The organism is Mesorhizobium sp. CNPSo 4688, assembly GCF_057784295.1.
In genome coordinates this window covers 42,546-64,818 of sequence record NZ_JBWLUY010000009.1, presented here as the reverse complement: position 1 = coordinate 64,818, position 22,273 = coordinate 42,546, and the positions used below count along the sequence as shown (strand labels likewise).

At 65.4% G+C, this 22,273-nt stretch carries 20 protein-coding genes; 13 read left to right on the top strand and 7 right to left on the bottom strand.

All coding sequences use genetic code 11. From position 1 onward, the window contains the following. Positions 1 to 17 precede the first annotated feature (17 nt). Genes AC04SH_RS18345 through AC04SH_RS18315 form a run of 7 tightly spaced genes read left to right on the top strand, consistent with a single transcriptional unit; the run spans position 18 to position 8,667 of the window. The gene (locus AC04SH_RS18345; protein ID WP_488576088.1) at positions 18 to 284 is read left to right on the top strand and encodes a sarcosine oxidase subunit delta; all 267 of its coding nucleotides are present in this window, start codon (positions 18 to 20) and stop codon (positions 282 to 284) included. Further along, positions 281 to 3,133, top strand: a complete 2,853-nt coding sequence (locus tag AC04SH_RS18340; protein WP_488576087.1) for an FAD-dependent oxidoreductase — start codon at positions 281 to 283, stop codon at positions 3,131 to 3,133. The genes AC04SH_RS18345 and AC04SH_RS18340 overlap by 4 nt, the downstream gene beginning before the upstream one ends. Next, on the top strand, positions 3,134 to 3,715 hold the full coding sequence (locus tag AC04SH_RS18335; protein WP_488576086.1) for a hypothetical protein: 582 nt from the start codon (positions 3,134 to 3,136) through the stop codon (positions 3,713 to 3,715). Between the two features lie 9 nt (positions 3,716 to 3,724). Then, complete coding sequence (locus AC04SH_RS18330) at positions 3,725 to 4,633, top strand: dihydrodipicolinate synthase family protein (protein ID WP_488576085.1); 909 nt, start codon at positions 3,725 to 3,727, stop codon at positions 4,631 to 4,633. 10 nt (positions 4,634 to 4,643) lie between these two features. Further along, positions 4,644 to 5,612, top strand: coding sequence for a D-2-hydroxyacid dehydrogenase (locus AC04SH_RS18325; RefSeq protein WP_488576084.1), 969 nt, complete (start codon positions 4,644 to 4,646; stop codon positions 5,610 to 5,612). 19 nt (positions 5,613 to 5,631) lie between these two features. After that, the gene (locus AC04SH_RS18320) at positions 5,632 to 7,173 is read left to right on the top strand and encodes a trimethylamine methyltransferase family protein (protein ID WP_488576083.1); all 1,542 of its coding nucleotides are present in this window, start codon (positions 5,632 to 5,634) and stop codon (positions 7,171 to 7,173) included. Positions 7,174 to 7,176: 3 nt separating this feature from the next. Beyond that, positions 7,177 to 8,667: an N-acyl-D-amino-acid deacylase family protein gene (locus tag AC04SH_RS18315; protein WP_488576082.1), complete on the top strand. Its 1,491-nt coding sequence runs from the start codon at positions 7,177 to 7,179 to the stop codon at positions 8,665 to 8,667. Here AC04SH_RS18315 and AC04SH_RS18310 read toward each other — a convergent pair. From AC04SH_RS18310 to AC04SH_RS18280, 7 genes are read right to left on the bottom strand one after another with little or no spacing between them, the layout of a single operon-like run. Continuing rightward, positions 8,652 to 9,311: a cysteine hydrolase family protein gene (locus AC04SH_RS18310; RefSeq protein WP_488576081.1), complete on the bottom strand. Its 660-nt coding sequence runs from the start codon at positions 9,309 to 9,311 to the stop codon at positions 8,652 to 8,654. The two genes, AC04SH_RS18315 and AC04SH_RS18310, sit on opposite strands and share 16 nt — an antisense overlap. Next, entirely contained in the window at positions 9,308 to 10,585 is a 1,278-nt protein-coding gene (locus AC04SH_RS18305) for a Zn-dependent hydrolase (protein ID WP_488576080.1), read from the bottom strand. The genes AC04SH_RS18310 and AC04SH_RS18305 overlap by 4 nt, the downstream gene beginning before the upstream one ends. Next, on the bottom strand, positions 10,582 to 11,742 hold the full coding sequence (locus AC04SH_RS18300) for an NAD(P)/FAD-dependent oxidoreductase (RefSeq protein ID WP_488576079.1): 1,161 nt from the start codon (positions 11,740 to 11,742) through the stop codon (positions 10,582 to 10,584). Before AC04SH_RS18300 ends, AC04SH_RS18305 begins: the two co-directional genes overlap by 4 nt. After that, positions 11,739 to 13,058 carry a Coenzyme F420 hydrogenase/dehydrogenase, beta subunit C-terminal domain gene (locus AC04SH_RS18295; RefSeq protein ID WP_488576078.1) on the bottom strand — a complete coding sequence of 440 codons (1,320 nt, stop codon included), beginning with the start codon at positions 13,056 to 13,058 and terminating at the stop codon, positions 11,739 to 11,741. The genes AC04SH_RS18300 and AC04SH_RS18295 overlap by 4 nt, the downstream gene beginning before the upstream one ends. Then, complete coding sequence (locus tag AC04SH_RS18290; protein WP_488576077.1) at positions 13,051 to 13,977, bottom strand: nitrilase-related carbon-nitrogen hydrolase; 927 nt, start codon at positions 13,975 to 13,977, stop codon at positions 13,051 to 13,053. Before AC04SH_RS18290 ends, AC04SH_RS18295 begins: the two co-directional genes overlap by 8 nt. Beyond that, the gene (gene hydA / locus AC04SH_RS18285) at positions 13,962 to 15,392 is read right to left on the bottom strand and encodes a dihydropyrimidinase (RefSeq protein ID WP_488576076.1); all 1,431 of its coding nucleotides are present in this window, start codon (positions 15,390 to 15,392) and stop codon (positions 13,962 to 13,964) included. Before hydA ends, AC04SH_RS18290 begins: the two co-directional genes overlap by 16 nt. Positions 15,393 to 15,416: 24 nt before the next feature. Continuing rightward, positions 15,417 to 15,767, bottom strand: coding sequence for a RidA family protein (locus AC04SH_RS18280; RefSeq protein WP_477343716.1), 351 nt, complete (start codon positions 15,765 to 15,767; stop codon positions 15,417 to 15,419). A gap of 243 nt (positions 15,768 to 16,010) precedes the next feature. On the opposite strand from AC04SH_RS18280, the gene AC04SH_RS18275 reads away from it, so the two are divergent. The 6 genes from AC04SH_RS18275 to AC04SH_RS18250 all read left to right on the top strand — a co-directional run bounded on the left by AC04SH_RS18275 (position 16,011) and on the right by AC04SH_RS18250 (position 22,235). Next, positions 16,011 to 17,258 (top strand): MFS transporter, encoded by a 1,248-nt coding sequence (locus tag AC04SH_RS18275; protein WP_488576075.1) that lies wholly within the window; start codon positions 16,011 to 16,013, stop codon positions 17,256 to 17,258. Next, entirely contained in the window at positions 17,258 to 18,025 is a 768-nt protein-coding gene (locus AC04SH_RS18270; RefSeq protein WP_488576074.1) for an SDR family NAD(P)-dependent oxidoreductase, read from the top strand. The genes AC04SH_RS18275 and AC04SH_RS18270 overlap by 1 nt, the downstream gene beginning before the upstream one ends. A gap of 30 nt (positions 18,026 to 18,055) precedes the next feature. Then, on the top strand, positions 18,056 to 19,072 hold the full coding sequence (locus AC04SH_RS18265) for an NAD-dependent epimerase/dehydratase family protein (RefSeq protein ID WP_488576073.1): 1,017 nt from the start codon (positions 18,056 to 18,058) through the stop codon (positions 19,070 to 19,072). Between the two features lie 12 nt (positions 19,073 to 19,084). After that, positions 19,085 to 20,008 (top strand): allantoinase PuuE, encoded by a 924-nt coding sequence (locus AC04SH_RS18260; protein WP_488576072.1) that lies wholly within the window; start codon positions 19,085 to 19,087, stop codon positions 20,006 to 20,008. A gap of 14 nt (positions 20,009 to 20,022) precedes the next feature. Beyond that, entirely contained in the window at positions 20,023 to 21,357 is a 1,335-nt protein-coding gene (locus AC04SH_RS18255) for a dihydroorotase (RefSeq protein WP_488576071.1), read from the top strand. Positions 21,358 to 21,461: 104 nt separating this feature from the next. Then, positions 21,462 to 22,235, top strand: coding sequence for an SDR family NAD(P)-dependent oxidoreductase (locus AC04SH_RS18250; protein WP_488576070.1), 774 nt, complete (start codon positions 21,462 to 21,464; stop codon positions 22,233 to 22,235). Positions 22,236 to 22,273: the final 38 nt, after the last annotated feature.

Below are 22,273 nucleotides of genomic sequence, written 5' to 3'. Positions count from 1 at the left end.
ATGAAACAACACTGACGATGAAAATCCTGACCTGCCCGATGAATGGCCCGCGCAACATAGAAGAGTTCCAGTCTTTTGGGCCGGTGCGCGACGAGTTGGATCCTGAACAGACCGCCGACGCGGACTGGTCGCGGCACCTGTTCCGCGCCGAAAACCGCAGGGGCGTCGTGGTCGAGTGGTGGCGGCATGTGCCGAGCAATTACTTTTTCCTCGCCGAGCGCGATCTCGTCAGCAACGAGATCATCCGCACCTTCGACGCCTCGCAGCGCAGCGGCCAGCCATGAACCGCCTGCCTGCTCCTTTCGGTACCCGCATCGACCGGACGCGCCCGCTGCGCTTCAGCTTCGAGGGCAAAAGCTTCGAGGCCTATGCCGGCGACTGCATCGCCAGCGCGCTCGCAGCCTCGGGGCGATGGATGCTGTCGCGCTCGTTCAAATACCACCGCCCGCGCGGCGTCTTCAGCATGGCCGGCGCCGAGGCGAACACGCTGGTGCAGCTGCCATCGGAGCCGAATGTCGCCGCCGACCGCACACCGGTCAGTGAGGGATTGCAGGTCAGCGCGCAGAACGTCAACGGCTCGCTGGCGCATGACCGCGACGCCATCATCGACAGATTTGGGCGCTTCCTGCCGGTCGGCTTCTACTACCGCACCTTCATGGGACCGCGCCGCGACAGCTGGCTGAAATTCTGGGAGCCGATCATTCGCCGCAAGGCAGGGCTCGGTGTGGTCGACACCAAGGCCGCGCACCGGCATTTCGACAAGTCGCATCTGCATTGCGACGTGCTCGTGGTCGGTGCCGGTCCGGCCGGACTGAGCGCGGCGATTGCTGCAGCCGAAGCGGGTGCCGATGTCGTGCTCTGCGACGAGAATCCGGAGATCGGCGGATCACTGACTTACGGCCGCTACGACCCGGCAATGCTTGCGGACCTGACGGCGCGTAGCGAGGCGCTGCCCAATCTACGGATCATGACGGGCACGCTCTGCAATAGCTGGTACGAGGACAATTGGCTGCCGCTGATCCAGGGCGACCAGCTCTATCGCATACGGGCGCGCGAGGTGATCCTCGTCACCGGCGCGATCGGGCAGCCCGCCATCTTCCGCAACAACGATCTGCCGGGGATCATGCTTGGCAGCGCCGCACAGCGGCTGATCCGCCACTACGGTGTGCGCCCCGGGCAAAGGGCCGTGGTGCTGACCGGCAATGATGAGGGTTATGCCGTCGCGCTCGATCTGGTCGAGGCCGGCGTCTCGGTCATGCTGGTCGCCGATCCACGATCCGGCGGCGTGCCGGGTCCGCTCGAAGCCGAACTGCACGGCAAGGGCGTGGCGATCCAGAAGGGCGCGACGGTCGAAGCTGCGGAAGGTCGCGGCGGACACTTGGCCCGCGTTCGCATCGGCGGGCACTGGGCAGAATGCGACCTGCTGACGATCTCCGCTGGCGAGGTGCCGGCGTGGCAATTGCCTTGTCAGGCAGGAGCCAAGGTCGGGTACGATGACGTCAGCGGATCGATGACGCTGACGCTGGCGCAGGGGTCGGTGCACCTTGCCGGCTCGGTCGCCGGAGATCATGGCCTCGAAGGCGCTGTTGCCGGCGGCCGTCGCGCGGCTGCTGCTGCATTACAGCGGCTCGGCCATGCGGCGGCACAAGACACGGTTCTCGGCAAAGTCAAACCGTCCTGCCCGGTCCATGTACAGCCGATCGTAGCCAATGCGAAGGGCCGCGACTTCGTCGATTTCGACGAGGATCTGCAGGTCAAGGATCTGCACAACGCCATCAAGGACGGCTATCGCGAGATTGAGCTGGTCAAGCGTTTCACCACGGTCGGCATGGGGCCAAGCCAAGGCCGTCATTCGGCGCTTGCGACGGCAAGGATCGTCGCCGAGGCGACCGACCGGACGGTCGCCGAAGTCGGCATCACGACAGCGCGTCCGCCTGTCGGACCGGAGACGCTCGGCGTGCTCGCCGGCCATCACGAGGTGCTGGAACGGCGCACCGCACTGCACGGCAGGCATCTGGCGCTCAACGCCGCGATGAAGCCGGTCGGGGCCTGGTGGCGGCCGTATTTCTACGGCGATGCCAAGGATGCGCAAAAGGCGATCCGCAACGAAATCATGGCGGTGCGCGAGGGCGTCGGCCTGCTCGATGTCTCGACGCTCGGCAAGCTGGAACTGCGCGGGCCGGATGCCGGCGCGTTCCTCGATCGGCTTTACACCATGGCGCATGGCAATCAGCCGGTCGGGCGCGTACGCTATTGCCTGATGCTCAACGAAATGGGCTCGGTGGTCGATGATGGTGTTGCCTACCGCATGGCTGACGACCGCTTCTATGTGACGGCCACCACCGGCGCCGTCGCGCGCGTCTATGCCGACATGCTGTTCTGGAACGCGCAGTGGCGGCTCAAGGTCGATGTGCTCAACCTCACCGGCGCCTTCTCCGGCTTGAACGTCACCGGCCCGAAGGCGCGGGCTGTACTTGAAGCCTTGCCAAGCGATATCGATTTCAGCCGCGAGGCCTTCCCCTATCTCAGCGGCCGCGACGGCGTCGTTGCCGGCGTGCCGGTGCGGGTGATGCGGATCGGCTTCACCGGCGAACTCAGCTTCGAATTGCATTGCCCGTCCAGCCTCGCGCCGGCGCTCTGGGATGCGGTGATGGCGGCCGGCAAGCCGCATGGCCTCACGCCCTACGGGCTGGAAGCGTCGCGTATCCTGCGGCTGGAGAAAGGCCATATCCTGATCGGCCAGGACACGGATTCGATCACCACGCCAGACGAACTCGGCTTCGGCTGGGCGGTGTCGAAGAAGAAGCCGTTCTTCGTCGGCAAGCGTTCCATCGAAATGCGCGCCAGGCTTGGCCAGGCGCGCAAGCTGGTTGGTTTGCAATTTCCCGCCGACGCCAAAGACATACCCGGCGAGAGCTGCCTGGTGCTGCGCGGTAACGACCCTGTCGGCCAGATCACCTCGATCGGCTTTTCGCCAACGCTCGGCTGTTTCATCGCGCTGGCTTATGTCCATGTCGACGATTCCACAGACGGAAGCCGGGTGACGGTGAAGTGCCGCAATGGCGCTCTGGTCGAGGTTCCTGTGGTTGGGCACGCCTTCTTCGATCCGACCAATGCGCGGCAGGAGATGTAGATGGCGGGCCTCGACGCAATGCCCATCTTTCCCTTCGAGCCTGGTGGCGCGGCGCATGGTGCGGCACTGCCTTCCGGCGCTGTTGCGCTGACCGACCTCACCGCCAGCCCGCGCTTCGGCCTGAAGGGCGGCGGCAGCGCGGCCTGGCTCGCCGCGCGTGGTGTTATCTTGCCCGCGATCAATCGCATCGGCAGCCATCGCCGCATGCGCGTGCTCCGCCTCGGCAATGAGGATATCCTGCTGCTTGGCGAAGATGCCGATGAGGCGCTGGCCGAACTCCGGAGCGCCTGGGAAAGCGACAGCGGGCCGAAGGGATATTCGTCCTGGCGCGAGGAAGGCTGGGCGTGGATGCGGCTTTCCGGTCCGGCAATTGCCGAAGCGATGAGCCAGCTCTGCGCACTCGATCTGCGGCCCGACAAATTTGGCGCCGAAGACATCGCGCAAACGCGTGTCGGCCATATCGAAGCCGTTAGCTTCCGCGCGCCGGCCGGTTTCGATGTACTGTTCGACGTCACCGCGTCGGCGTATTTCGCCCGGACCGTCTCGGCGGTGGCCAGGCACTGCACGCAACATCAGGCATAGAGGATATAAATGACCCGCCCGCAAGGAACCATCGCCCCGATCCTGACGCCGTTCGAGAACGATGGCCGCATCGCCCGCGACCTCTGGATCTCGCACGCCAAATGGGTGCTGGACCAAGGCGCGCATTTCCTGTCGCCCTTCGGCACCACGGGCGAGGCGCTGTCGCTCTCGCTGAGCGAGCGCATGCAGGCGCTGGAATGGCTGGTCGAGGCCGGCATTTCGCCCACCCGCATGATGCCCGGCACCGGTGTCACCGCACTGCCCGAAACGGTCGAGCTGTCGAAGCACGCGGTCGGGCTCGGCTGCGCCGGCGTGATGGTACTGCCGTCGTTCTTCTACACCGCTGCCGGCGACAACGGCCAGGCGCGCTATTACAGCGAGCTGATCGAACGAGTGGCCAATCCGGCGCTGAAGATGATCCTCTACCACATCCCGCAAAACTCCGGCGTGCCGGTCAGCCCGGCTTTGACCGCCCGGCTGAGCGCGGCATTTCCCGATACTGTGGTGGCCTACAAGGACAGCGCCGGCGACTGGAACAACACGGCGGCGGTGATTGCCGCCGCACCTGCGGTTGCTGTGTTCCCCAGCTCGGAAGCGCAGCTCACCAAAGGGCTGGCCAGTGGAGCTGCGGGCTGTATCTCGGCGACCGTCAATCTCAACGCCGCCGCCATCCGGGCGCTTTACGACGCAACCATCGCAGGCAAGGACGTCAGCGAAGCAGATGCCGCGATCAAGGCGTTCCGCAAGGTGATCCAGGACGCCGGCCTGATCCCGGCGATGAAGGCGGTGCTGGCGGTGCGGTCCGGCGACCAACGCTGGCTGAACCTGCGTGTGCCGCATGAGAATGCAACGCTTGAAAGCGGCAAGTCGCTGCTCACGGCGCTGGGTTCTTCAGCCGATCATATTGGCCGCAGCTGAGGCCCGCACAATGTCGACTCGCCCCACCATCATCCTGCACACCGACCGGCCGGCCGCAGCGATGGCGGTGCTTGGCGAGACACATCCGGATCTCACCGTCCACGCCTGTGACACCTACGCGGCTTTGCCGGCTCTGATCGAGCAGACGGCCGCCGAGGTGGTCTACACCGTCCGCTTCGACGGCACGCCGCGCTTTCCCCGCCAGGCTCTTGTCGAGAGCCCAACCGTGAAATGGGTGTCGGTGGGCGGCTCGGGAACCGACCATCTCGGGCGCTGGGATCCGGCGCGCGTCACGGTGACCAATTCGGCCGGCGTCGCCGCCGGCATGCTGGCGGAATATGCGCTGGGCGCCATGCTGTCCTTCTCGCTCGACCTGCGCGGTTTCGAACGCCGCCAGCAGGCACGCCAGTGGGGCGGTGGCCGTGTCGAGCCGATCGAAGGCAAGACGGTCCTTGTCATCGGCCTCGGCAAGACCGGTACGGCCGTTGCTATGCGCGCCAAGGCGATGGGCATGGAAACACTCGGCATCCGTGCCCGGCCAAAGCCGATGCCCAGCCTCGACGAGGTGCACGACCCGGATACCCTGCTTGCTCTGCTCGGCCGCGCCGATTTCATCGTGTGTTGTGTGCCGCTGCTGGCCAGCACGCCCGGCCTGCTCGGCAAGGCGGCCTTCGCGGCGATGAAACCTTCGGCCGTGCTCATCGATATTTCGCGCGGTGGCGTGACCGACGAGGCAGCGTTGCTCGAAGCCCTCGACGGCAAGCGGATCAAGGGCGCGGCGCTGGATGTCTTCACAGCCGAGCCGCTGCCGGCGGAGCATCCTTTGTGGGGCTACGACAATGTCGCCATCACGCCACATTGCGCGGCGGTCTACGAGGGCTGGGACATCAAGTCGGTGCGGATGTTCGCCGACAATCTCAAGCGCTACCGCAGCGGCCAGACGCTGGAAAACACAGTCAATCCGGAGCGCGGCTACTGAGGCCGGGAGAACGAAACAAATGACGCAGGACAGGCGCGGCGGTGGCCGCAGATCGAAGATCGAACGCAGCGGCGGAGGCATCGCCCAGTTGCCCTGGCAGCATGTGGAAAACCCCTATCCGCCGATGCAGTTGCTGGACGAGGATCGGATGCAGCGTCTGCACGACACCTCGATGCGCATCCTGTCGGAACTCGGCATCCGCGTCATGAGCGACAAGGTCATGGATCTGTTCTCCGCCGCCGGCGCCATTGTCGACCGCGAGGAAAAGACCATCCGGATCGACGAGAGCCTGGTGCGCGAAGCGCTGCGGGCGGTTCCGTCCTCTTTCAGGCTGACCAGCCGCAATCCGCAAAAGCAGGTCCATCTCGGCGGCAATTCGCTGGTATTCGGTCTCGTCGCCGGCCCGCCCAATGTTCATGACCGCATCAATGGTCGCCGCCAGGGCAATCTCACCGACTATCAGAACTTCATCCGGCTGGCGCACCACTTCAACGCCATCCACATCATCGGCAACCAGGTGGTGGCGCCGATGGAATTGCCGGCCAACCAGCGGCATCTCGACACCTATTACGCCAATCTGACGCTGAGCGACCTCTCCTTCCACTGCACGGCAATCGGCCGCGCCAGGGCGATGGACGGTATCAACATGATGGCGATCGCGCGCGGCATCAGCGTCGAGGAGATGCGGGCCTCGCCGGGCGTGACGACGATCATCTCGATCAATTCGCCGCGCCTGTTCGACGACGCCATGGCCGAAGGCCTGATCGCGATGGCCGAGCACGGCCAGCCGGTGACGGTCACCCCGTTCACGCTGATGGGCGCGATGACGCCGGTGACGTTGGCGGCGGCGCTTTGCCAGCAAAACGCCGAAGCGCTGTTCGGCGTGGTGCTGACGCAGCTGGTCAATCCAGGCACGCCGGTGATGTATGGCGCCTTCACCTCCAACGTCGACATGAAGTCGGGCGCGCCGGCATTCGGCACGCCGGAGAACGCCAAGGCCAACATCATCGCCGGGCAGCTGGCGCGGCGCTACAATCTGCCCTACCGCACCTCCAATGCGAATGCCTCCAACGTCGTCGATCTGCAAGCCGCTTATGAGACTGAGATGGCGACCTGGGGCGCGGTGCTCGGCGGCGCCAATCTGATTTATCACGCGGCGGGCTGGCTGGAGGGCGGGCTGACGGCCTCCTACGAAAAGCTGGTGCTCGATGTCGAGATTCTGCAGAACATGATGGAGTTCCTGCGGCCGCTGCCGTTCCAGGAAGACGATCTCGGCTTCGAAGCCATCAAGTCTGTACCGGCCGGCGGCCATTTCTTCGGCGCCGAGCATACGATGTCGCGCTACACCACGGCCTTCTACCAGCCAATGCTGTCCAACTGGCAGAACCATGGCGCCTGGGAGGAAGCGGGCGGCAAGGACGCGCTGGAGCGCGCCACCGAACTCTGGCAGCAGGCCCTGCATGATTACGAAGAGCCGGTGATGGATCCGGCGATCCGCGAAGAGCTCGACGCCTACGTCGCGCGCCGCCGCGAGGAAATCGCCGCCAATCCGGACGGCTGACCGATGCCGTACGATCTCGTCATCCGCCATGCGACGCTGATTTCGGGCGACGGCACGGATCGCTTCCAAGCCGATCTTGCCATCGACGGCGACAGGATCGCCGCCATCGGCGACCTGGGCGATGCACGTGGTGCACAAGAGATCGATGCCGCGGGCAAGATCGTTGCGCCAGGCTTCATCGACGTGCACACGCATGATGACGGCGCGCTGCTGGCGCCCGACGGCATGGTGCCGAAGATCAGCCAGGGCGTTACGACGGTGATCGCCGGCAATTGCGGCATCAGCCTTGCGCCACTGCTGCTCGACCGCGCACCGCCGCCGCCTTTCACGCTGGTCGGCGGCCAGGAGAATTTTCGCTTCGACCGTTTCGCCGATTATGTCGCGGAACTGAAGACACGCGGCATCGCCACAAACGCCGCCTTGCTCGTCGGCCACACCACATTGCGCCAGCGCTGCATGCCGGTGACCGACCGCCCGGCCAACGAGATCGAGACGGCGGCGATGCAAGAGGCGGTAACGCAGGCGATGGCCGAGGGCGCGTTCGGCCTCAGCACCGGGCTCGACTACCCGCCGGCGGTCAACTCTTCGACTGAAGAGGTCAAGGCGCTTGCGGCGACGGCGGCAAGCCTCGGCGGGCCGTATGTCACCCATACGCGCAACTATTTCGAGACAATGGATGAGGCGATCGAGGAAGCCATCGACATTGCCGGCCATGCCGGCGGCAAGCTGTTCATCTCACATCACCAATGCACGGGCCGTGCCAATTTTGGCAAGAGCGATCCTTCGCTGAAGCGCATCGACCAGGCGCGCGAGACGATGGACATCGGCATGGATGTCTACCCCTATGCCGCGAGCTCGACGGTGCTTCGGCTGGAGCGGTGCGACACCGGGCTGAAGATCCTCATCACCTGGTCCACGCCGCACCCCGAAATGGCGCGGCGCGAGATCGCCGACATTGCGCGCGAATGGAACTGCACAGAACGTGAGGCCGGCGAGCGGCTGCTGCCGGCGGGCGCGGTCTATTTCCAGCTCGACGAGACAGATGTCCGAAACATCATCGCCCATCCGCGCACCATGATCGGTTCGGACGGTCTGCCGCACGACATCCACCCGCATCCGCGCCTGTGGGGGACATTTCCGCGCGTGCTCGGACACTATGCCAGGGATGTCGGCCTGTTCAGCCTGGAAGAGGCGGTGTTCCGGATGACTGGGCTTCCGGCGCGTGAATTCGGCATCGCGCAGCGCGGCACGCTGGCGGTCGGCAATTTCGCCGACCTGACGATCTTCGACCCGCAGACAATCATCGACACCGCGACCTTCGAAGAGCCGCGCCAAGCCGCCGCTGGCATCGAACATGTCTTCGTCAACGGTGTGTGTGTGTGGAGTGACGGAAAGGCGACAGGGGCGCTGCCGGGCGCGGTGCTCAAGCCCACCACTTCAAAGACAATCGTGAAAGCAGCCTGCGGCTGCGGCGGTGATCACAGCGCTTCGTAGAGGCTGTCGACCGTCTCCAGCGTGTAGACGAATTCCACCGGCCGCGTGCAGCGCCAGCCGCCGAAACTCTGACCGGCGAGCGCCTTCAGCGCCTCGGGCATACGCAATATGCCGCCGCCATAGAGGCGGTTGGCCATGTCGAGCATGCCGGTGCGGTGCATGGCCTCGCTCATGCTGCCGCAGGCGTCCTTGACCAGCCAGACGCGAAACCCCTGATAGACCGCGTCGAACACGCTTTCGGTCACGCAGCTGTCGGTGAGCACACCGGTGACGATCAGGTTTTCGATCTTGAGATCAGCAAGCCGCTGCGAAAGATCGGTGCGGCGAAAGGCGCTCGGCCAGTGCTTGTGGACGACGATGTCGCCAGGCAGCGCCGCCACTTCGACGCAAATTTCGGCGCCTTCGCTGCCCGCCACGGCGGAGCGAAACTTCTCGGTCAGGATCTCTTCCTGCCTGGCGTAACCAGCGCGTCCCTCCGGCTTCACCCAGGCCTGCGCATGGATGACGGGAATGCCGGCAGCGTGGGCGGCTTCGATCATGCGGGCGGCATTGGCGAGCACCGCATCATAGCCGATGACTGGCCAGGCGGCGCCCGGGCGGTATTCGTTCTGCAGGTCGATGACGAGCAAGGCGGCGCGGTTCATGGCTGGTCCTTGTCGAAATCGGTGACGAAGCGCAGGAGCAGACGGATCGCCCGATCGAGGTCGGCGATCGCCATCGCCTCATGCGGATTGTGGCTGCCATTTTCGTTGCGCACGAACAGCATGGCGGTCGGAATATTCGCGCCGGCGAAGCTGGCGGCGTCGTGCCCTGCCCCGCTCGGCACATGCGGCGCCGGCATCTGCAGATCGGCGGCAGCGCGGTCCAATCTCGCAATCAATGCCGGCGACATCGTTGCAGGCTCCCAGGTGAAGCGTGGCCCGGCTTCGAAGCGCACACCGCGCCTGGCAGCCACTTCGGCGAAGAGCACGTGCAGCCGCGCCTCGATCCGTTCGAGAACAACGGCCTCGGCGCTGCGCACGTCGAGGGTGAAACCCAGTTCGCCGAGCACGCGACTGCCACCATGCTGCGTGGGGTCGGACTGCACGCGGCCAAAGGTGATGGTGGCCTCCCGCCCGTCGCGCTCAAGCGCGTCCCATTCTGCTTCGAGGCCGGCGACCAGATCGGCGAAACCAAGCACGCTGTCGTGCCGGGCAAAGCGCGGCTCGGCGCCGGAATGGGCGTAGGCACCAAAACATTTGGCATCGACATAGCGGAAGCCGCCGGCAATGCCGGTGACGATGCCGACCGGCACACCGGCGGCGACCAGGCGCGGTCCCTGCTCGATGTGCACTTCGACGAAAGCGGTGATGCGGCCCGCGTCGATGCCCGGCACGCCGCGCCTGACGGCATCGGGGTCGAAACCTTCCTCGCGCATGTGATCGGCCAGTGTGCGGCCACTGTCGGACCGCTTCGCATCAAGCGCTGCGGGCTCCAGCAAGCCGAGCGCGGCCTGGCTGCCCGGATAGGACAGCGGAAACCACACCGCTTCCTCGGCGCGTGTCACCAGCACGATCAGATCGCGTGGCATCTGGACACCTTGCCCGACCAGTTCGGCCATCACCGCCAGCCCCGCCACGACACCGGCAGCGCCGTCGAAATTGCCGCCATGCGGTACGCTGTCGAGATGCGAGCCGATGACGATCGCCGGCAGAGCCGGGTCGCGACCTTTCAGCGTCAAATAGAGATTTCCGGCGGCGTCGATGCGCCCAACCGCGCCGAGCTTTTCCGCTTCCTCGCGCATGAGAGCGTGGGCAAAGCGCTCGCCAGGTCCGTAGGCGACGCGCGTGATGCCCGGCGCATCGGTGGTGGCTTGCGCCAGCGTCTCCAGCAGGCGCCCGGCCAGAACGCCACCGGCCGTCAGTCCGGCATCGCTCATGAAGCAGCCCGCGTGGATTGAGCTCTGCACAGCCTGTGCGGCGTGAGATCGTCGAGCGACACCCCTTGCCGCGCGACATCATCCGGCATGCCGCCGCCGGCGATCAGGCTGGCGCAGACGCGCGACAGAGCCGGCGAGGTCTTGATGCCATAACCGCCCTGCCCGACCAGCCAGATGAAATCCGGCACCTCGTCGTCCGGGCCGACGACGGGCGAACCATCGGCGACAAACGTCCTGAGACCGGCCCAGGAGCGAGACACGCGCTGCACCTCGATCGTGGTCGCCCTTTCCAGACGCTCGGCTCCGATGGCGACATCGATGTCCTCGGCATAAGCGTCCATCGGCTCCGATGGCGTCGCATCGGCCGGCGAGACGAAGAGTTGTCCTGCATCCGGCTTGAAATAGAATTCGGCACCGACATCGTTGACCAGCGGCCAGTCCGCTATGCCGACGCCGGCGGGCGCCGGGATGTTGAAGGCGGTGCGGCGCTTCGGCAGCAGGCCGACCGGACGCACGCCGGCCATGACAGCGATCTCGTCCCCCCAGGCGCCGGCGGCATTGACGATCCGCGCTGCGAGGAAGGTCCCGGCCGAGGTTTCGACCCGCCATTGGCCGCCTTGCCGGTCGATCCCCTTGACGCCGGCATTGGTGACGATCCGTGCGCCGCGCGCGCGGGCGCCACGTAGAAACCCCTGGTGCAGGCCGTTGACGTCGATGTCCATCGAATGCGGCTCGATATAGGCACCGGCGAGATAGTCCGCGCGCAGCACCGGAACGCGTGCAATCGCCTCGGCAGGGGTAATGGCAACGATGGACGGAACCAGCGCCTGCGCGGCCTCCAGATCCTGGCGCAAAAGGTCGAGTTGACCTTCCCGCGCGACCGTAATCATGCCGCGCTTGCTCAGCAGCGGATAGTCGGAAAAGCCAGCCGGCGGTTCGGTCAGGAACGAGCGGCTGGCAAGCACGATGCGGCGGATGACGCCGTTGCCGTAGTTTTCGGTAAAGCTTGCCGCCGAACGGCCGGTGGTGTGGTAGCCGCAATGGCTTTCGCGCTCGAGCAGCACCACCTTGGCCGTACGGCTGATCTCGAAAGCGGCCCCGGCGCCGGCCATGCCGCCGCCTATGACGATCACGTCGGTTTCTTCAGCAACACTCATGGACGTCCATCCTTGACCATAGCTGTTTCGTTCAGGCGCGGCACCGGTCGCGGTTCGCCCAGCCTCCCGCGTTTGGCGCGGGCGCGGGCGCCACGGCCCTCGGTGAGATTGTCGGCCAGCGTGTTCTGCAAGGCGCAATCCCGCAGGGCAAGATCGGTGACCACAGGCACAGGCTTGCCGGCAAGCTCGATGCCTTTCAGCCGCGCCCAGACGGCGCGACGCTTGCGTGTCTGGTGCGACTGCAGCTCGCCAAGTTCGGCAAAGCTGGTCTCACGCTTGATCGCCAATGCGCCGGCTGCAACCGCCGCTTCGAACAGCCCCAGGCCACGCCCGGTGCGCACGATGATGCCGTTAAGGGCTTCGTCATCGACCGCCGGCCCGCCATTCAGCCAGGCATCGGACGCGACGATGTCGGCGACCTGGCCGATGGCGTCGGGACAGATCTTGCAGCGCGGCTGGATCATCCATTTGTCCTCATCCTCCCACAGCTGCCGATAGGTGAGCTGGAAGGCGCGGCCGTCTTTGGTCTCGATCCGGTTGGGACCGGGATTGCCGTAACCCCGGTAGCGGAACAGCGCGAGTTCGTCTTCGGCGAGGCCGAAACGGTGCAGCACCTGCTCGGACTTCGACAGGTCGGACGCGCCGCCGCAGACGAAAGCGAGCGCATAGCTCATATATTTATCGACGCGCGGATCATGCCGCGCCAGATTGCGCACGGCGGTGATGTCGCAAGGCTTGGCGATCAGCGCGAAGGGTTCGCCGCGAGCGAGGATCTCGCTGAAATCCTCGAGCGGCGCCACCGGCCCGTAGCGCGACCCGGCGCCTTCGAGAGCCGACGCGGCATCGAAGCTCAGCCTACGCTCGCTGCGCATCGGCGCGGTTCGCGACGCCGAGACGTGCAGGACGAAGTTGACGCGGCCGGACGTCAGCAGGAACTGGCTAAGCGCCGTCAACACGCCGCCGCTCGATGCCTGGAACCGCACCGCCGGGTCTCCAGCATAGCCAAGGCTGACCCGCTCGGCCGGGCCCCACACCGTGTCTGTCAGCGCGGCTGTAGCTGTTTGCGACGGCGGTGGCCCGGCAATGCGCGTTCCCGGGCAGACAGCATTGATGCGCATCAGGGTCGCATGGCTGAGCGCCGTGTGGGTCACTGGCCGGAGGCGCCCCTCCGGCGTCATGATCATCTCGATCTCTTGCGGACCCGCGAGCGAGCGGCAGAGCCCGCAGCCGATACACAGCCCGTTCTCGACGATCTCGTCGAGCGATAGCGGCGGCGCGATGCACTCGGCGGATGGAACGCGGCCCAGGTCAGACATGCGAACCGACGGGCTCGCTGATAAGTCGATATTGATCGGGGCGGCGATAGAGCGCGAAGTCGAAATTCACCTTCCTGCAGGTGGCGATGAGGTCGAGATCGGCGCGATGGACAATGACCTCGTCGCCAAGCGAAATCGCCTGCGCGGCGATCTCCCCGGTCGGCGCGATGATGCAGGAGCCGCCGATCAGCGCTTGGCCATCTTCGAGCCCAGCCTTGGCGGCGGCGGCCACCCACAGCGTGTTCTGGTAGGCGCCGGCCTGCATCGGCAAATGGTTGTGGAACATTCTGAGATGCGCCAGCGCCGGCGCCTCATCAAGCAGCAGCGGGGTGTTGTAGCCGAGCACCGCCACTTCCGCGCCGTTGAGGCAGAGCATGCGGTAAGTCTCCGGCCAGCGGCGGTCGTTGCAGATCGCCATGCCGACGCGCACGCCGCGATAATCGAAGACAGGAAAGCCGAGATTGCCCGGCTCGAAATAGCGCCGCTCCAGATGCGTGGTCGTGCCTTCTTCCGGCTCGGCCGAGCCCGGCACATGCATCTTGCGATAGCGGCCGATGAAGTGCCCGTCGGGACCGACAAGGTCCATTGTGTTGAAATAGCGCGTGCGGCCATCTTCCCGCGTGATTTCGCAATAGCCGAGTGCAAAGCCGATCTTGAGACGAGCGGCCGCATCATAGAGGCGCTGCGTTTCCGGACCGGGCATTGCGCTTTCGAAGAAGGCGTCGATCTCGGCCTGATCGTCGATGCGCCAGCGCGGGAAGAAGGTGGTCAGCGCCATTTCCGGAAAGACCGCGATCTCCGCGCCGGCAGCGGCCGATTGTTCCAGCAGATGGATGAGGCGATCGACGGTCTCGGCACGCGTCGCGCTGCGCTGGATCGGCCCGGTCTGGCAGACCGCTATGGTCAGGCATCGAGCCATGGCGTCGTCTCCTCGACAGGTTTTCCCGAGCGGGCCGGGTCGGCGGCGGTGCGCTCCACGAATTGTCCGAAACCCGGCTTTGCCTTGAGCACGCCATCGGCGATCACCGGCACGCCGCGCACCAGAACGGTGGTCGGCTTGCCGGTCACGCTCCTGCCCTCGTAAGGTGTGAAGTCGACGCGCGAATGCAAAGCGGCGTGGCCGAGCGTCCAGGTCGCTTCCGGGTCCCACAGCGCCAGATCGGCATCGAGACCGACCGCTATGCTGCCCTTGCGATCGGCGAAACCGTAAATCGCAGCGGCATTGCGCGAGGTGAGATCCAGATAGCGCTCAAGCGTCAGCCGGCCCGTCAACAGCCCTTCCGAAAACAGCAGCGGCAAACGAGTCTCGATGCCGGGAATGCCGCTGAGTGTCGTGGTAAAGCCAGGTGTTTCCGCCTTGCCGATCTTGTCGGCGAAGTAATAGGGCGAATGGTCGGAAGACCAGAGGTCGATGCCGCCGTCGACCAGCGCCTGCCACAGATGTTGATGGCTGCGCGGTGAACGCGGCGGCGGCGAAAAGACGAAACGCGCCGCATCGACTGCCGGACGATCGAGATCGGCGCCGCTGATGAAGAGATATTGCGGACAGGTCTCGGCGATCGCATCGACGCCACGCGAGCGCGCCCGCGCCACCTCCTCGGCCGACTGCCAGGACGAGACATGCACGATGGTCATGCGCGCGCCGGTCATTTCGGCGAAGGCGAGCGCGCGATGCGTCGCCTCGCGTTCCATGGTCTCGCTATGCGCGACGACGTGGTAGCGTATGTCGGTGCGGCCAAGATCGATCAGCCGCTGGCGCGTGCGCCGGATCGCGGCATCGTTCTCGGCGTGAACCATGACGATCCAGCCGAGATTGTGAGCGGTATCGAGCACCTTGAAGAACAGATCATCGTCAACGGCAAAGCCCTGATAGGTCATGAACAGCTTGACCGAGGCGATGCCGCGGCTGGCAAGCGCCGCGAGTTGCTGCTCGACATCGGCGCCGGTGCCCATGGTCACCACGGCATGCAATCCGTAGTCGATTACCGCACGGCCCGAAGCGCGATCGAGCGCACGATCAATGGCGCCGATCGTCGACATATCGGGGCCCGGCATGCCGAACGGGACGATGCAGGTGGTGCCGCCGAAAGCCGCCGAGATGGTGCCGGATTCGAAATCGTCGGCATTGCCCGCCCCACCCCAGACCGGCTGGTCGAGATGGCAATGGGCGTCGATGCCGCCGGGCATGACCCAGCGCCTGGCTGCGTCGATCAGCGTCTCGCCGGACAAGCAATTGCCGATGGCTGAGATGCGGCCGGCATCAATGCCGATGTCGCAGTCGGCCCAGCCGTCGTCGAGCGCGACGCGTCCACCTGTGATGACGAACTCATGCATCCGGTTTGCCCACCCCAATCGGCCTCAGCCGACCGCCGCCGTCACCATGATCTCGACGCGATATTGGTCGCCGGCAAGGTGCGCCTCGACCGTCGCGCGCACCGGCATGGCGCTGCGGTCGATCCAGGCGTCCCAAGCCGTGTTCATCATCTCGAAATCGGCGATGTCCCTGAGCCAGATCTGCGCGCTGAGGATTTTGGTCTTGTCGCTGCCGGCTTTGGCCAGAAGGGCATCGATTTTGGCGAGGATCTGCTTGGTCTGCGAGGTGGTGTCGCCGGAGAGGTCGTCCGCCGTCAGGCCCGCGACATAGACGGTGCCGTTGTAGCGCAGCACCCGGCAGAAGCGTTGGCCGTTTTCAAGACGCTCGATCGTCATGGAATTCCTCCTTGCTGCTTTCGATCAGGCAGCTCGCGATGTCGGTGACTTGCCTATGGTATGGATGGCACAAAACCGCTGTAAAGCCCTGCCGGCGGCCTAGATGCCGCTTTCCATCATCGGCATGGCCAAAAAAATCAAAGCCATAGCCGTATCTATCTTCGTTTGCAGCAATTGCTGCCCCGTGTAGCCTCTCGCTCAGGGTGGCGTCGGTGTCGGCGCGGCCAGGGGAGCAGCGCAGCCATGAGGTCGATCGCCCAATCCGCGATGCGGCTATGGCAAAACGCGGAGCGGTCGCGCGCTTTGCTGCCGATCATGACCGGTATCTGTCTCGCCTGCATCGGCAGCGCCATGCTGACCACCGCCGTGTCGCTGCATCTCGGCAAGCCCGGTATTTCTCCCGATCTCGTCCAGATCGTGCTCACCGCCTATCCCGTCGGCTTTTTCGTCGGCTGCCTGGTCACGCGCCCGGCGGTCGCCCATTACGGCCATGAGCGCACCTTCGTGGTGATCCTTGTGCTGGCGCTGCTGGCGGCGGCAGGCTTCGTCTTCACCGATTTCGTGCCGAGCTGGATCTGCTTTCGCCTGCTGGGCGGCATGTCGATGGCGTCGCTCTTCGTCGTCTGCGAAAGCTGGATCAATCTCTATGCCGAGCAGCACAATCGCGGCGCGATGTTCTCGCTCTACATGCTGACGACGGCGATCGCGGTGCTGCTCGGACAACTCCTGGTCGCGCTGGTCGGGCCGCAGTCGCCGCATCTGTTCCCGGTTGCTGCGGCAACGGTGCTGCTGGCGCTGGTGTCCAAATTCATTGGCGGTCGCTGGCCGGCTTTGCCCGTCGCTCCGCCAGAACCGGAGCATGCGAGCGGACCCGTCAAACGCCTCGGCCCGCTGGCGCTGTTCCGGCTGGCACCGGTGACGGTCGTGGCCATCTTCCAGGGCGGCATCAGCAACATGAACATCTTCGTGCTGACGCCGATCTACGGCACCCAGATCGGGCTGTCGGCGGGAACGACGGTGGGCCTCGTCACCACCATCAGCATTGCCGGCATGCTGGCGCAGACGCCCGTCGGCTGGCTGTCGGACCGGTTCGAGCGGCGGCTGATTCTGTTGGCGCAAGGCCTGCTGTCGGTCGTGCTGTGTGCCACAATCGCCTGGCTTGGCAATTTTTCCGAGCCGCTGCTGTTCGTGCTGTTCTTTCTCTACGGCGCCACGGCGCTGACGATCTATCCGGTGGCGATGGCCTTCGGCGCCTCGCAACTGCACAGCCGGCACATGGTCGGCGCCTCCGGCACGCTGCTTTTGCTCTATTCGATCGGCAATGTCGCGACGCCCGGCGTTTCCGCAGGATTGATGGCGCATATGGGTGCACCGGCGATGTTCCTGCTGCTTGGCGGCGGCGCGGTTCTGGTGACGCTTGCCGCCTGCTACAATCTCCTGCGCCGGCCGGTCTCCGGGCCGGCTCTGCAAGCCGCGGAGAAAGCGAGCTGATGACCGACAATCCCGCAGCCAACCGCCTTGCCGGCAGTGTCATCCTGATCGCGGGCGCCGCAAGCGGCATCGGCGCAGCGATCGCCGGGCGATGCATCGCCGAAGGCGCGAAAGTGGTTTGCGCCGATTACGATATCGAGCCGGCGACACAACTCGCCGACACTCTGGGTTCCGCGGCCGCAGCATGCCGATGCGATGTGACTGACATCGCCTCCGCTGGGGCCGCCGTCGAATTCGCGCGACAAAAGTTCGGCCGGCTGGACGGGCTGGTGCACAACGCCGCTGCCCCTTCGACCAGCGCGACGGTCGTCGATCTCGACGAGAGCGCATGGCGGCGCGAGATCGATGTCGGCCTGACCGGCGCGTTCCTGATGAGCAAGTACGCGGTGCCGCTGATCGCGGCCGGCGGCGGTGGTTCGGTTGTCTTCATCGGCTCGCAATTCGGTCGCGTCGCCACCACAAAGGCAGTCGCCTACTGCGCCGCCAAGGCGGGGCTCATCCACCTCGCCAAGGCGATGGCGGTCGACCACGCGGCCGACAAGGTGCGCGTCAACAGCCTCTCGCCGGGGGCGGTGGCAACGACGCGGCTGTTGCGCCGCTTTAGGGATTTCGAGGCGGCCAACGCCACGCTCGGACCGGCGCATCTGCTTGGCCGGATCGCCGAGCCGGAGGAGGTCGCGGCGGCGGCCGCTTTCCTTTTGTCGTCGGACGCCTCCTTCGTCACCGGCTCCGATATGCTCGTGGATGGCGGCTATGCGACGCGCTGAATTCTTCAAGTCGATTTCACAGGAGTTCCCATGACGCTTCTCGTCACCGGCGGCACCGGTTTTGTCATGAGCGTGGTGGCGCGCGAATGGCTGAACCGCGATCCGCACGCCCGTGCCGTTATCCTCGACCGGTCGGGGCTCGACGCGATTGCGGAAAAATTCTTCGCGCCGGTGCACGACCGCCTAACCGTGCTCACCGCCGACATACTGGATCCCAAGCAATGGGTGACAGCACTCGACGCGCATGGCATCACGGCAATCGTCCATGGCGCGACGGTGACGCCGAACTCGCGCCCGAGCGACCCGACGCAGCCTCCCGAGGCCAACGATCCGGCCGCCATCGTCGACGTCAATCTGATGGGCACGGTGCGGATGCTGGAATGGGCGCGCGGCCGCCCCGGCATCAAGCGCTTCGTCTATGTCAGCTCCGGTTCGGTCTATCGCCACAACGGGCCGGACTGGAGCGGCGAGCCGCTGCCCGAGGATGGCTATGTCGCGCCGCTGACGCTTTACGGTATCTCGAAATTCGCCGCGGAAATGGTCACCAACCGTTATGCCGACCTGTTCGGTCTGTCCGCCATTTCGGTCAGGCTGTCCTCGGTCTATGGGCCGATGGACCGCGTCACCGGCAGCCGCAATGTCCGCCATCTGCCGAACCGCATCGCGCATATGGCGCTCAGCAACGAGACGATCCGGCCGAACAGTCTCGAGCCGCTCGGTGACTATGTGCTGTCGAGCGACGTCGCCAGGGCCGTCATGGCGCTGCTCGATGCCGAAGATTTGCGCTATCGGCACTACAATATCGGCAGCGGCGGCACGCAGACGGTCGGCGACTTCATCGGCTGGGCCAGCGAACGCTTCCCCGGCCTGAAAAGCGAAGTCAGCCCGCAAGAGACGGCGAACATCACAATGAACGCCGCGCTGAAGACCGGCATGTGGGGCGAATATGACCTTGCTCGCATCGCGCGTGATACCGACTGGCGGCCGACGCCGGCGAGACAAGCGTTCCACGACTACATCGACTGGATCGCCGCCAACGAAAGCTGAGGAGCTAGAGTGATGCCGACCGATTTTCAGCAACCGCGCGACTTCGTCGGCTACGGCCCGAACCCGCCTTTCATGACCTGGCCGGGTGGCGTCAAGCTCGCCATCAATCTGGTGCTTAATTACGAAGAGGGCTCGGAGTACTCCTGGCTCGAGGACGGCCGCAACGACAATTGGGGCGAGTATAATCTCACCTCCAGCCCGCCGGTGCGCGACCTCGGCACCGAGACGCATTTCGAATATGGCAGCCGGGCCGGCGTGTGGCGGCTGGCGCGGCTGTTCGACCGCTACGACATCCCGATCACCGTTTCCGCCTGCGCGGTGGCGCTGGAGCGCAACCCGACGGTCGCCGAATGGATGAACGCGCGCGGACACGACCTTCTCGGCCATGGCCTGCGCTGGATCGACTACACGACGATGGAGCGCAGCGAGGAAGAGCGCCAGCTGCACGAGGCGATTGCGCTCTACGAGAGGCTGATGGGCAGGCGTCCGCAGGGCTGGAACTGCCGCTCGCTGCCGAGCGTCAACACGCGCGATCTGCTGGTGCGCGAAGGCGGCTTCCTCTACCACTCCGACCCTTGCAATGACGACCTGCCCTATTTCCTCGACCATCAGGGAACGGAGATCCTGGTCGTGCCCTATTCCAAGACCCTCAACGACAGCCGCTATCTCGTCGCGCCGGGCTACAGCAATCCGCGCGACTTCGCGCAGGATTGCCGCTCGGCCATCGACTACATGCTCGACGAAGCCGACGAGACCGGCGGCCGCATGCTGACGATCGGCATCCATGCGCGCTGGATGGGCCAGCCCAACCGTGCCTCCGGGTTGCGCGAGGTGATCGAGCATGTGAAGCAGCAGCCGGCCGCTGCCTTCATGCGACGCGAGGACATCGCCCGCTTCTGGCTGGAGAACCATGCCGGCTTCGAGCGGCACGGCTGACGAGAGCGAGGCGCATGTTCGAGACGCTGATCAGGGGCGCGACCGTCGTCAACGCCGAGAGGCAGGAACGGCGGGATGTCGGCATTGCCGGCGGCCGGATCGCGGCGCTGATCACACCCGGCGGAACAGCTGAAGCCGCGACGGTAGTGGATGCCTCGGGCTGCCTGCTCCTGCCCGGCCTGGTCGATGCGCATGCGCATCTGCGCGAGCCTGGCTTCACGCACAAGGAGGATTTTTCCTCGGGCACGCATGCCGCAGCCCTTGGCGGCGTCACGACGGTGTTCGACATGCCGACCGACGAGCCATGGACGGCCAGCGCCGAACAGCTCGCCGACAAGATGGCGACGGCGACAGGCCGTCTCCATGTCGATGTCGGCCTCCAGGCCGTGGTCAGCCGCGATCTGTCGCGCATTACCGGCCTGCTCGCGCTCGCACCGGTGTCGTTCGAATTGTTTACCTCCGATGTGCCGGAAGCCTTCCTGTTTCACAATTTCGAGATGGTTGCCGAGGCGCTCAGATATTTCGGCCATGCCGACACGCTGATCGGCATTTCGCCGGGCGACCAGTCGATGCTGACCGGCGCCAATGAGCGCAACAAGACGGGGACCATCGCGGCCTTTCTCGACAGTCGGCCCCCGCTGGCGGAAGCCGGCGGCGTTGCGCGCGCCGTGCTTGCCGCCGCCGCGACCGGCGCGCGTATCCATGTCCGGCAGATCAATTCGGAACCGGGCGTCGAAGCGTGGCGCCGGCTGCGCGACAGGGCCGATGCCAGTGTCGAGACCACGCCGCAGAACCTGTTCTTCACCGCCGACGACTACGAGACGCAAGGCGCCAGGCTGAAGGGTTCGCCACCGCTACGGTCACGTCAGGATGTCGAGGCCTTGCGCGCCGCGCTGAAGGGTGGGCTGATCGACATCGTCGCCACCGACCACGCGCCCCATGCACCGGCCGAGAAAGCCGCTGCCTACGCCGCTTTCGCCGATATCCCCGGCGGCATGCCAGGGCTGCAGACGCTGCCGCAGGTGATGCTGAAACTCGTCGACGAAGGGCTGATCACGTACCCCGATGTGGTGCGGATGTGCGCACGCAACCCGGCCGAACGTTTCGGGCTCGGCCGGCGCAAGGGACGCATCGCCACCGGCTACGATGCCGACCTGCTGATCGTCGACCCGCGCCTGTCCAGTTCCATCTCGGACGCCGATCAGGTTTCCCGCGCGGCATACACGCCGTTCGACGGCTGGAGCGTCAAGGCGCGGCTGACCAATGTGTTTCTGCGTGGGCGACAGATCGTGCGCGATCAGGTGCTGACCGGTGCGGGGCAAGGCAAGGTCGTGCGCCGGGAACACTAGAGCGGCTCACCGTTTCAGGGAAACGAACCGCTCTACCTCTTGTTTTACGCAATCCCCAAGGGAAAGCGCTCACACTTTCCTGGAATTTGCTCAAAGGAGAAAAAATGCCGCTGCTCGAGAACAAGGTCGCGATCGTCACCGGAGGAAGCTCCGGCATCGGCCGCGCCATCGCGCTGAAATTCGCGGCCGAAGGCGCTGCCGTCGTCATTGCCGATATCGCCGAATTGCCGATCGAAGGCGGCCAGAGCACCGTCGATCTGATCCAGTCGGCCGGTGGGACAGCGATGCATGTCGCGACCGACATTTCGGACTGGAACGCGGTCGATGCGCTGGTCGGCGCGACGACCGCGCGTTTCGGCCGGCTCGATGTGATGGTCAACAATGCCGCCATCTACACCAGCACCAACCTGGTCGAGACCACGCCTGAGCAATGGAACCGCGTGATCGGCGTCAACCTCACAGGCTTCTTCTACAGCTCCAAGCGCGCCGTCATGCAGATGCTGACCCAGGCGCCGGTGAACGAAGTTCGCGGCCGCATCATCAACGTTTCCTCGCAGCACGGCATGGTCGCCTGCCCCGGCGATTTTCCCTATTCGGTGAGCAAGGGGGCCATCGTGCAGATGACGCGGCAGATCGCAGTCGACCACGCCGACGATTTGATCGTCTGCAACGCCATAGCGCCCGGCAAGATCATCACCGGCAAGCCGGGTGTCGCCAACGATCCCGACGCGCTCTCCTATTCACGCAGCCGCACGCCCTGGCCGCGGCTCGGCGCCCCGAATGATGTCGCGGGTGCGGCGCTGTTTCTTGCCAGCGATATGGCAAGCTACGTCACCGGCATCAATCTGATGGTGGATGGCGGCTGGATGGCGGGCTGATCGTGCGGAACAATGCCTCGTAATGCGCCATAAGCCAA

What these genes read in the sequence shown, in the direction of transcription:
- AC04SH_RS18260 (WP_488576072.1), top strand. Translation starts at nt 19,085, where the DNA reads ATGCCGACCGATTTTCAGCAACCGCGCGACTTCGTCGGCTACGGCCCG.
- AC04SH_RS18270 (WP_488576074.1), top strand. Translation starts at nt 17,258, where the DNA reads ATGACCGACAATCCCGCAGCCAACCGCCTTGCCGGCAGTGTCATCCTG.
- AC04SH_RS18255 (WP_488576071.1), top strand. Translation starts at nt 20,023, where the DNA reads ATGTTCGAGACGCTGATCAGGGGCGCGACCGTCGTCAACGCCGAGAGG.
- AC04SH_RS18300 (WP_488576079.1), bottom strand. Translation starts at nt 11,742, where the DNA reads ATGAGTGTTGCTGAAGAAACCGACGTGATCGTCATAGGCGGCGGCATG.
- AC04SH_RS18295 (WP_488576078.1), bottom strand. Translation starts at nt 13,058, where the DNA reads ATGTCTGACCTGGGCCGCGTTCCATCCGCCGAGTGCATCGCGCCGCCG.
- AC04SH_RS18340 (WP_488576087.1), top strand. Translation starts at nt 281, where the DNA reads ATGAACCGCCTGCCTGCTCCTTTCGGTACCCGCATCGACCGGACGCGC.
- AC04SH_RS18330 (WP_488576085.1), top strand. Translation starts at nt 3,725, where the DNA reads ATGACCCGCCCGCAAGGAACCATCGCCCCGATCCTGACGCCGTTCGAG.
- AC04SH_RS18345 (WP_488576088.1), top strand. Translation starts at nt 18, where the DNA reads ATGAAAATCCTGACCTGCCCGATGAATGGCCCGCGCAACATAGAAGAG.
- AC04SH_RS18310 (WP_488576081.1), bottom strand. Translation starts at nt 9,311, where the DNA reads ATGAACCGCGCCGCCTTGCTCGTCATCGACCTGCAGAACGAATACCGC.
- AC04SH_RS18320 (WP_488576083.1), top strand. Translation starts at nt 5,632, where the DNA reads ATGACGCAGGACAGGCGCGGCGGTGGCCGCAGATCGAAGATCGAACGC.
- AC04SH_RS18265 (WP_488576073.1), top strand. Translation starts at nt 18,056, where the DNA reads ATGACGCTTCTCGTCACCGGCGGCACCGGTTTTGTCATGAGCGTGGTG.
- AC04SH_RS18325 (WP_488576084.1), top strand. Translation starts at nt 4,644, where the DNA reads ATGTCGACTCGCCCCACCATCATCCTGCACACCGACCGGCCGGCCGCA.
- AC04SH_RS18315 (WP_488576082.1), top strand. Translation starts at nt 7,177, where the DNA reads ATGCCGTACGATCTCGTCATCCGCCATGCGACGCTGATTTCGGGCGAC.
- AC04SH_RS18250 (WP_488576070.1), top strand. Translation starts at nt 21,462, where the DNA reads ATGCCGCTGCTCGAGAACAAGGTCGCGATCGTCACCGGAGGAAGCTCC.
- hydA (WP_488576076.1), bottom strand. Translation starts at nt 15,392, where the DNA reads ATGCATGAGTTCGTCATCACAGGTGGACGCGTCGCGCTCGACGACGGC.
- AC04SH_RS18280 (WP_477343716.1), bottom strand. Translation starts at nt 15,767, where the DNA reads ATGACGATCGAGCGTCTTGAAAACGGCCAACGCTTCTGCCGGGTGCTG.
- AC04SH_RS18335 (WP_488576086.1), top strand. Translation starts at nt 3,134, where the DNA reads ATGGCGGGCCTCGACGCAATGCCCATCTTTCCCTTCGAGCCTGGTGGC.
- AC04SH_RS18275 (WP_488576075.1), top strand. Translation starts at nt 16,011, where the DNA reads ATGAGGTCGATCGCCCAATCCGCGATGCGGCTATGGCAAAACGCGGAG.
- AC04SH_RS18305 (WP_488576080.1), bottom strand. Translation starts at nt 10,585, where the DNA reads ATGAGCGATGCCGGACTGACGGCCGGTGGCGTTCTGGCCGGGCGCCTG.
- AC04SH_RS18290 (WP_488576077.1), bottom strand. Translation starts at nt 13,977, where the DNA reads ATGGCTCGATGCCTGACCATAGCGGTCTGCCAGACCGGGCCGATCCAG.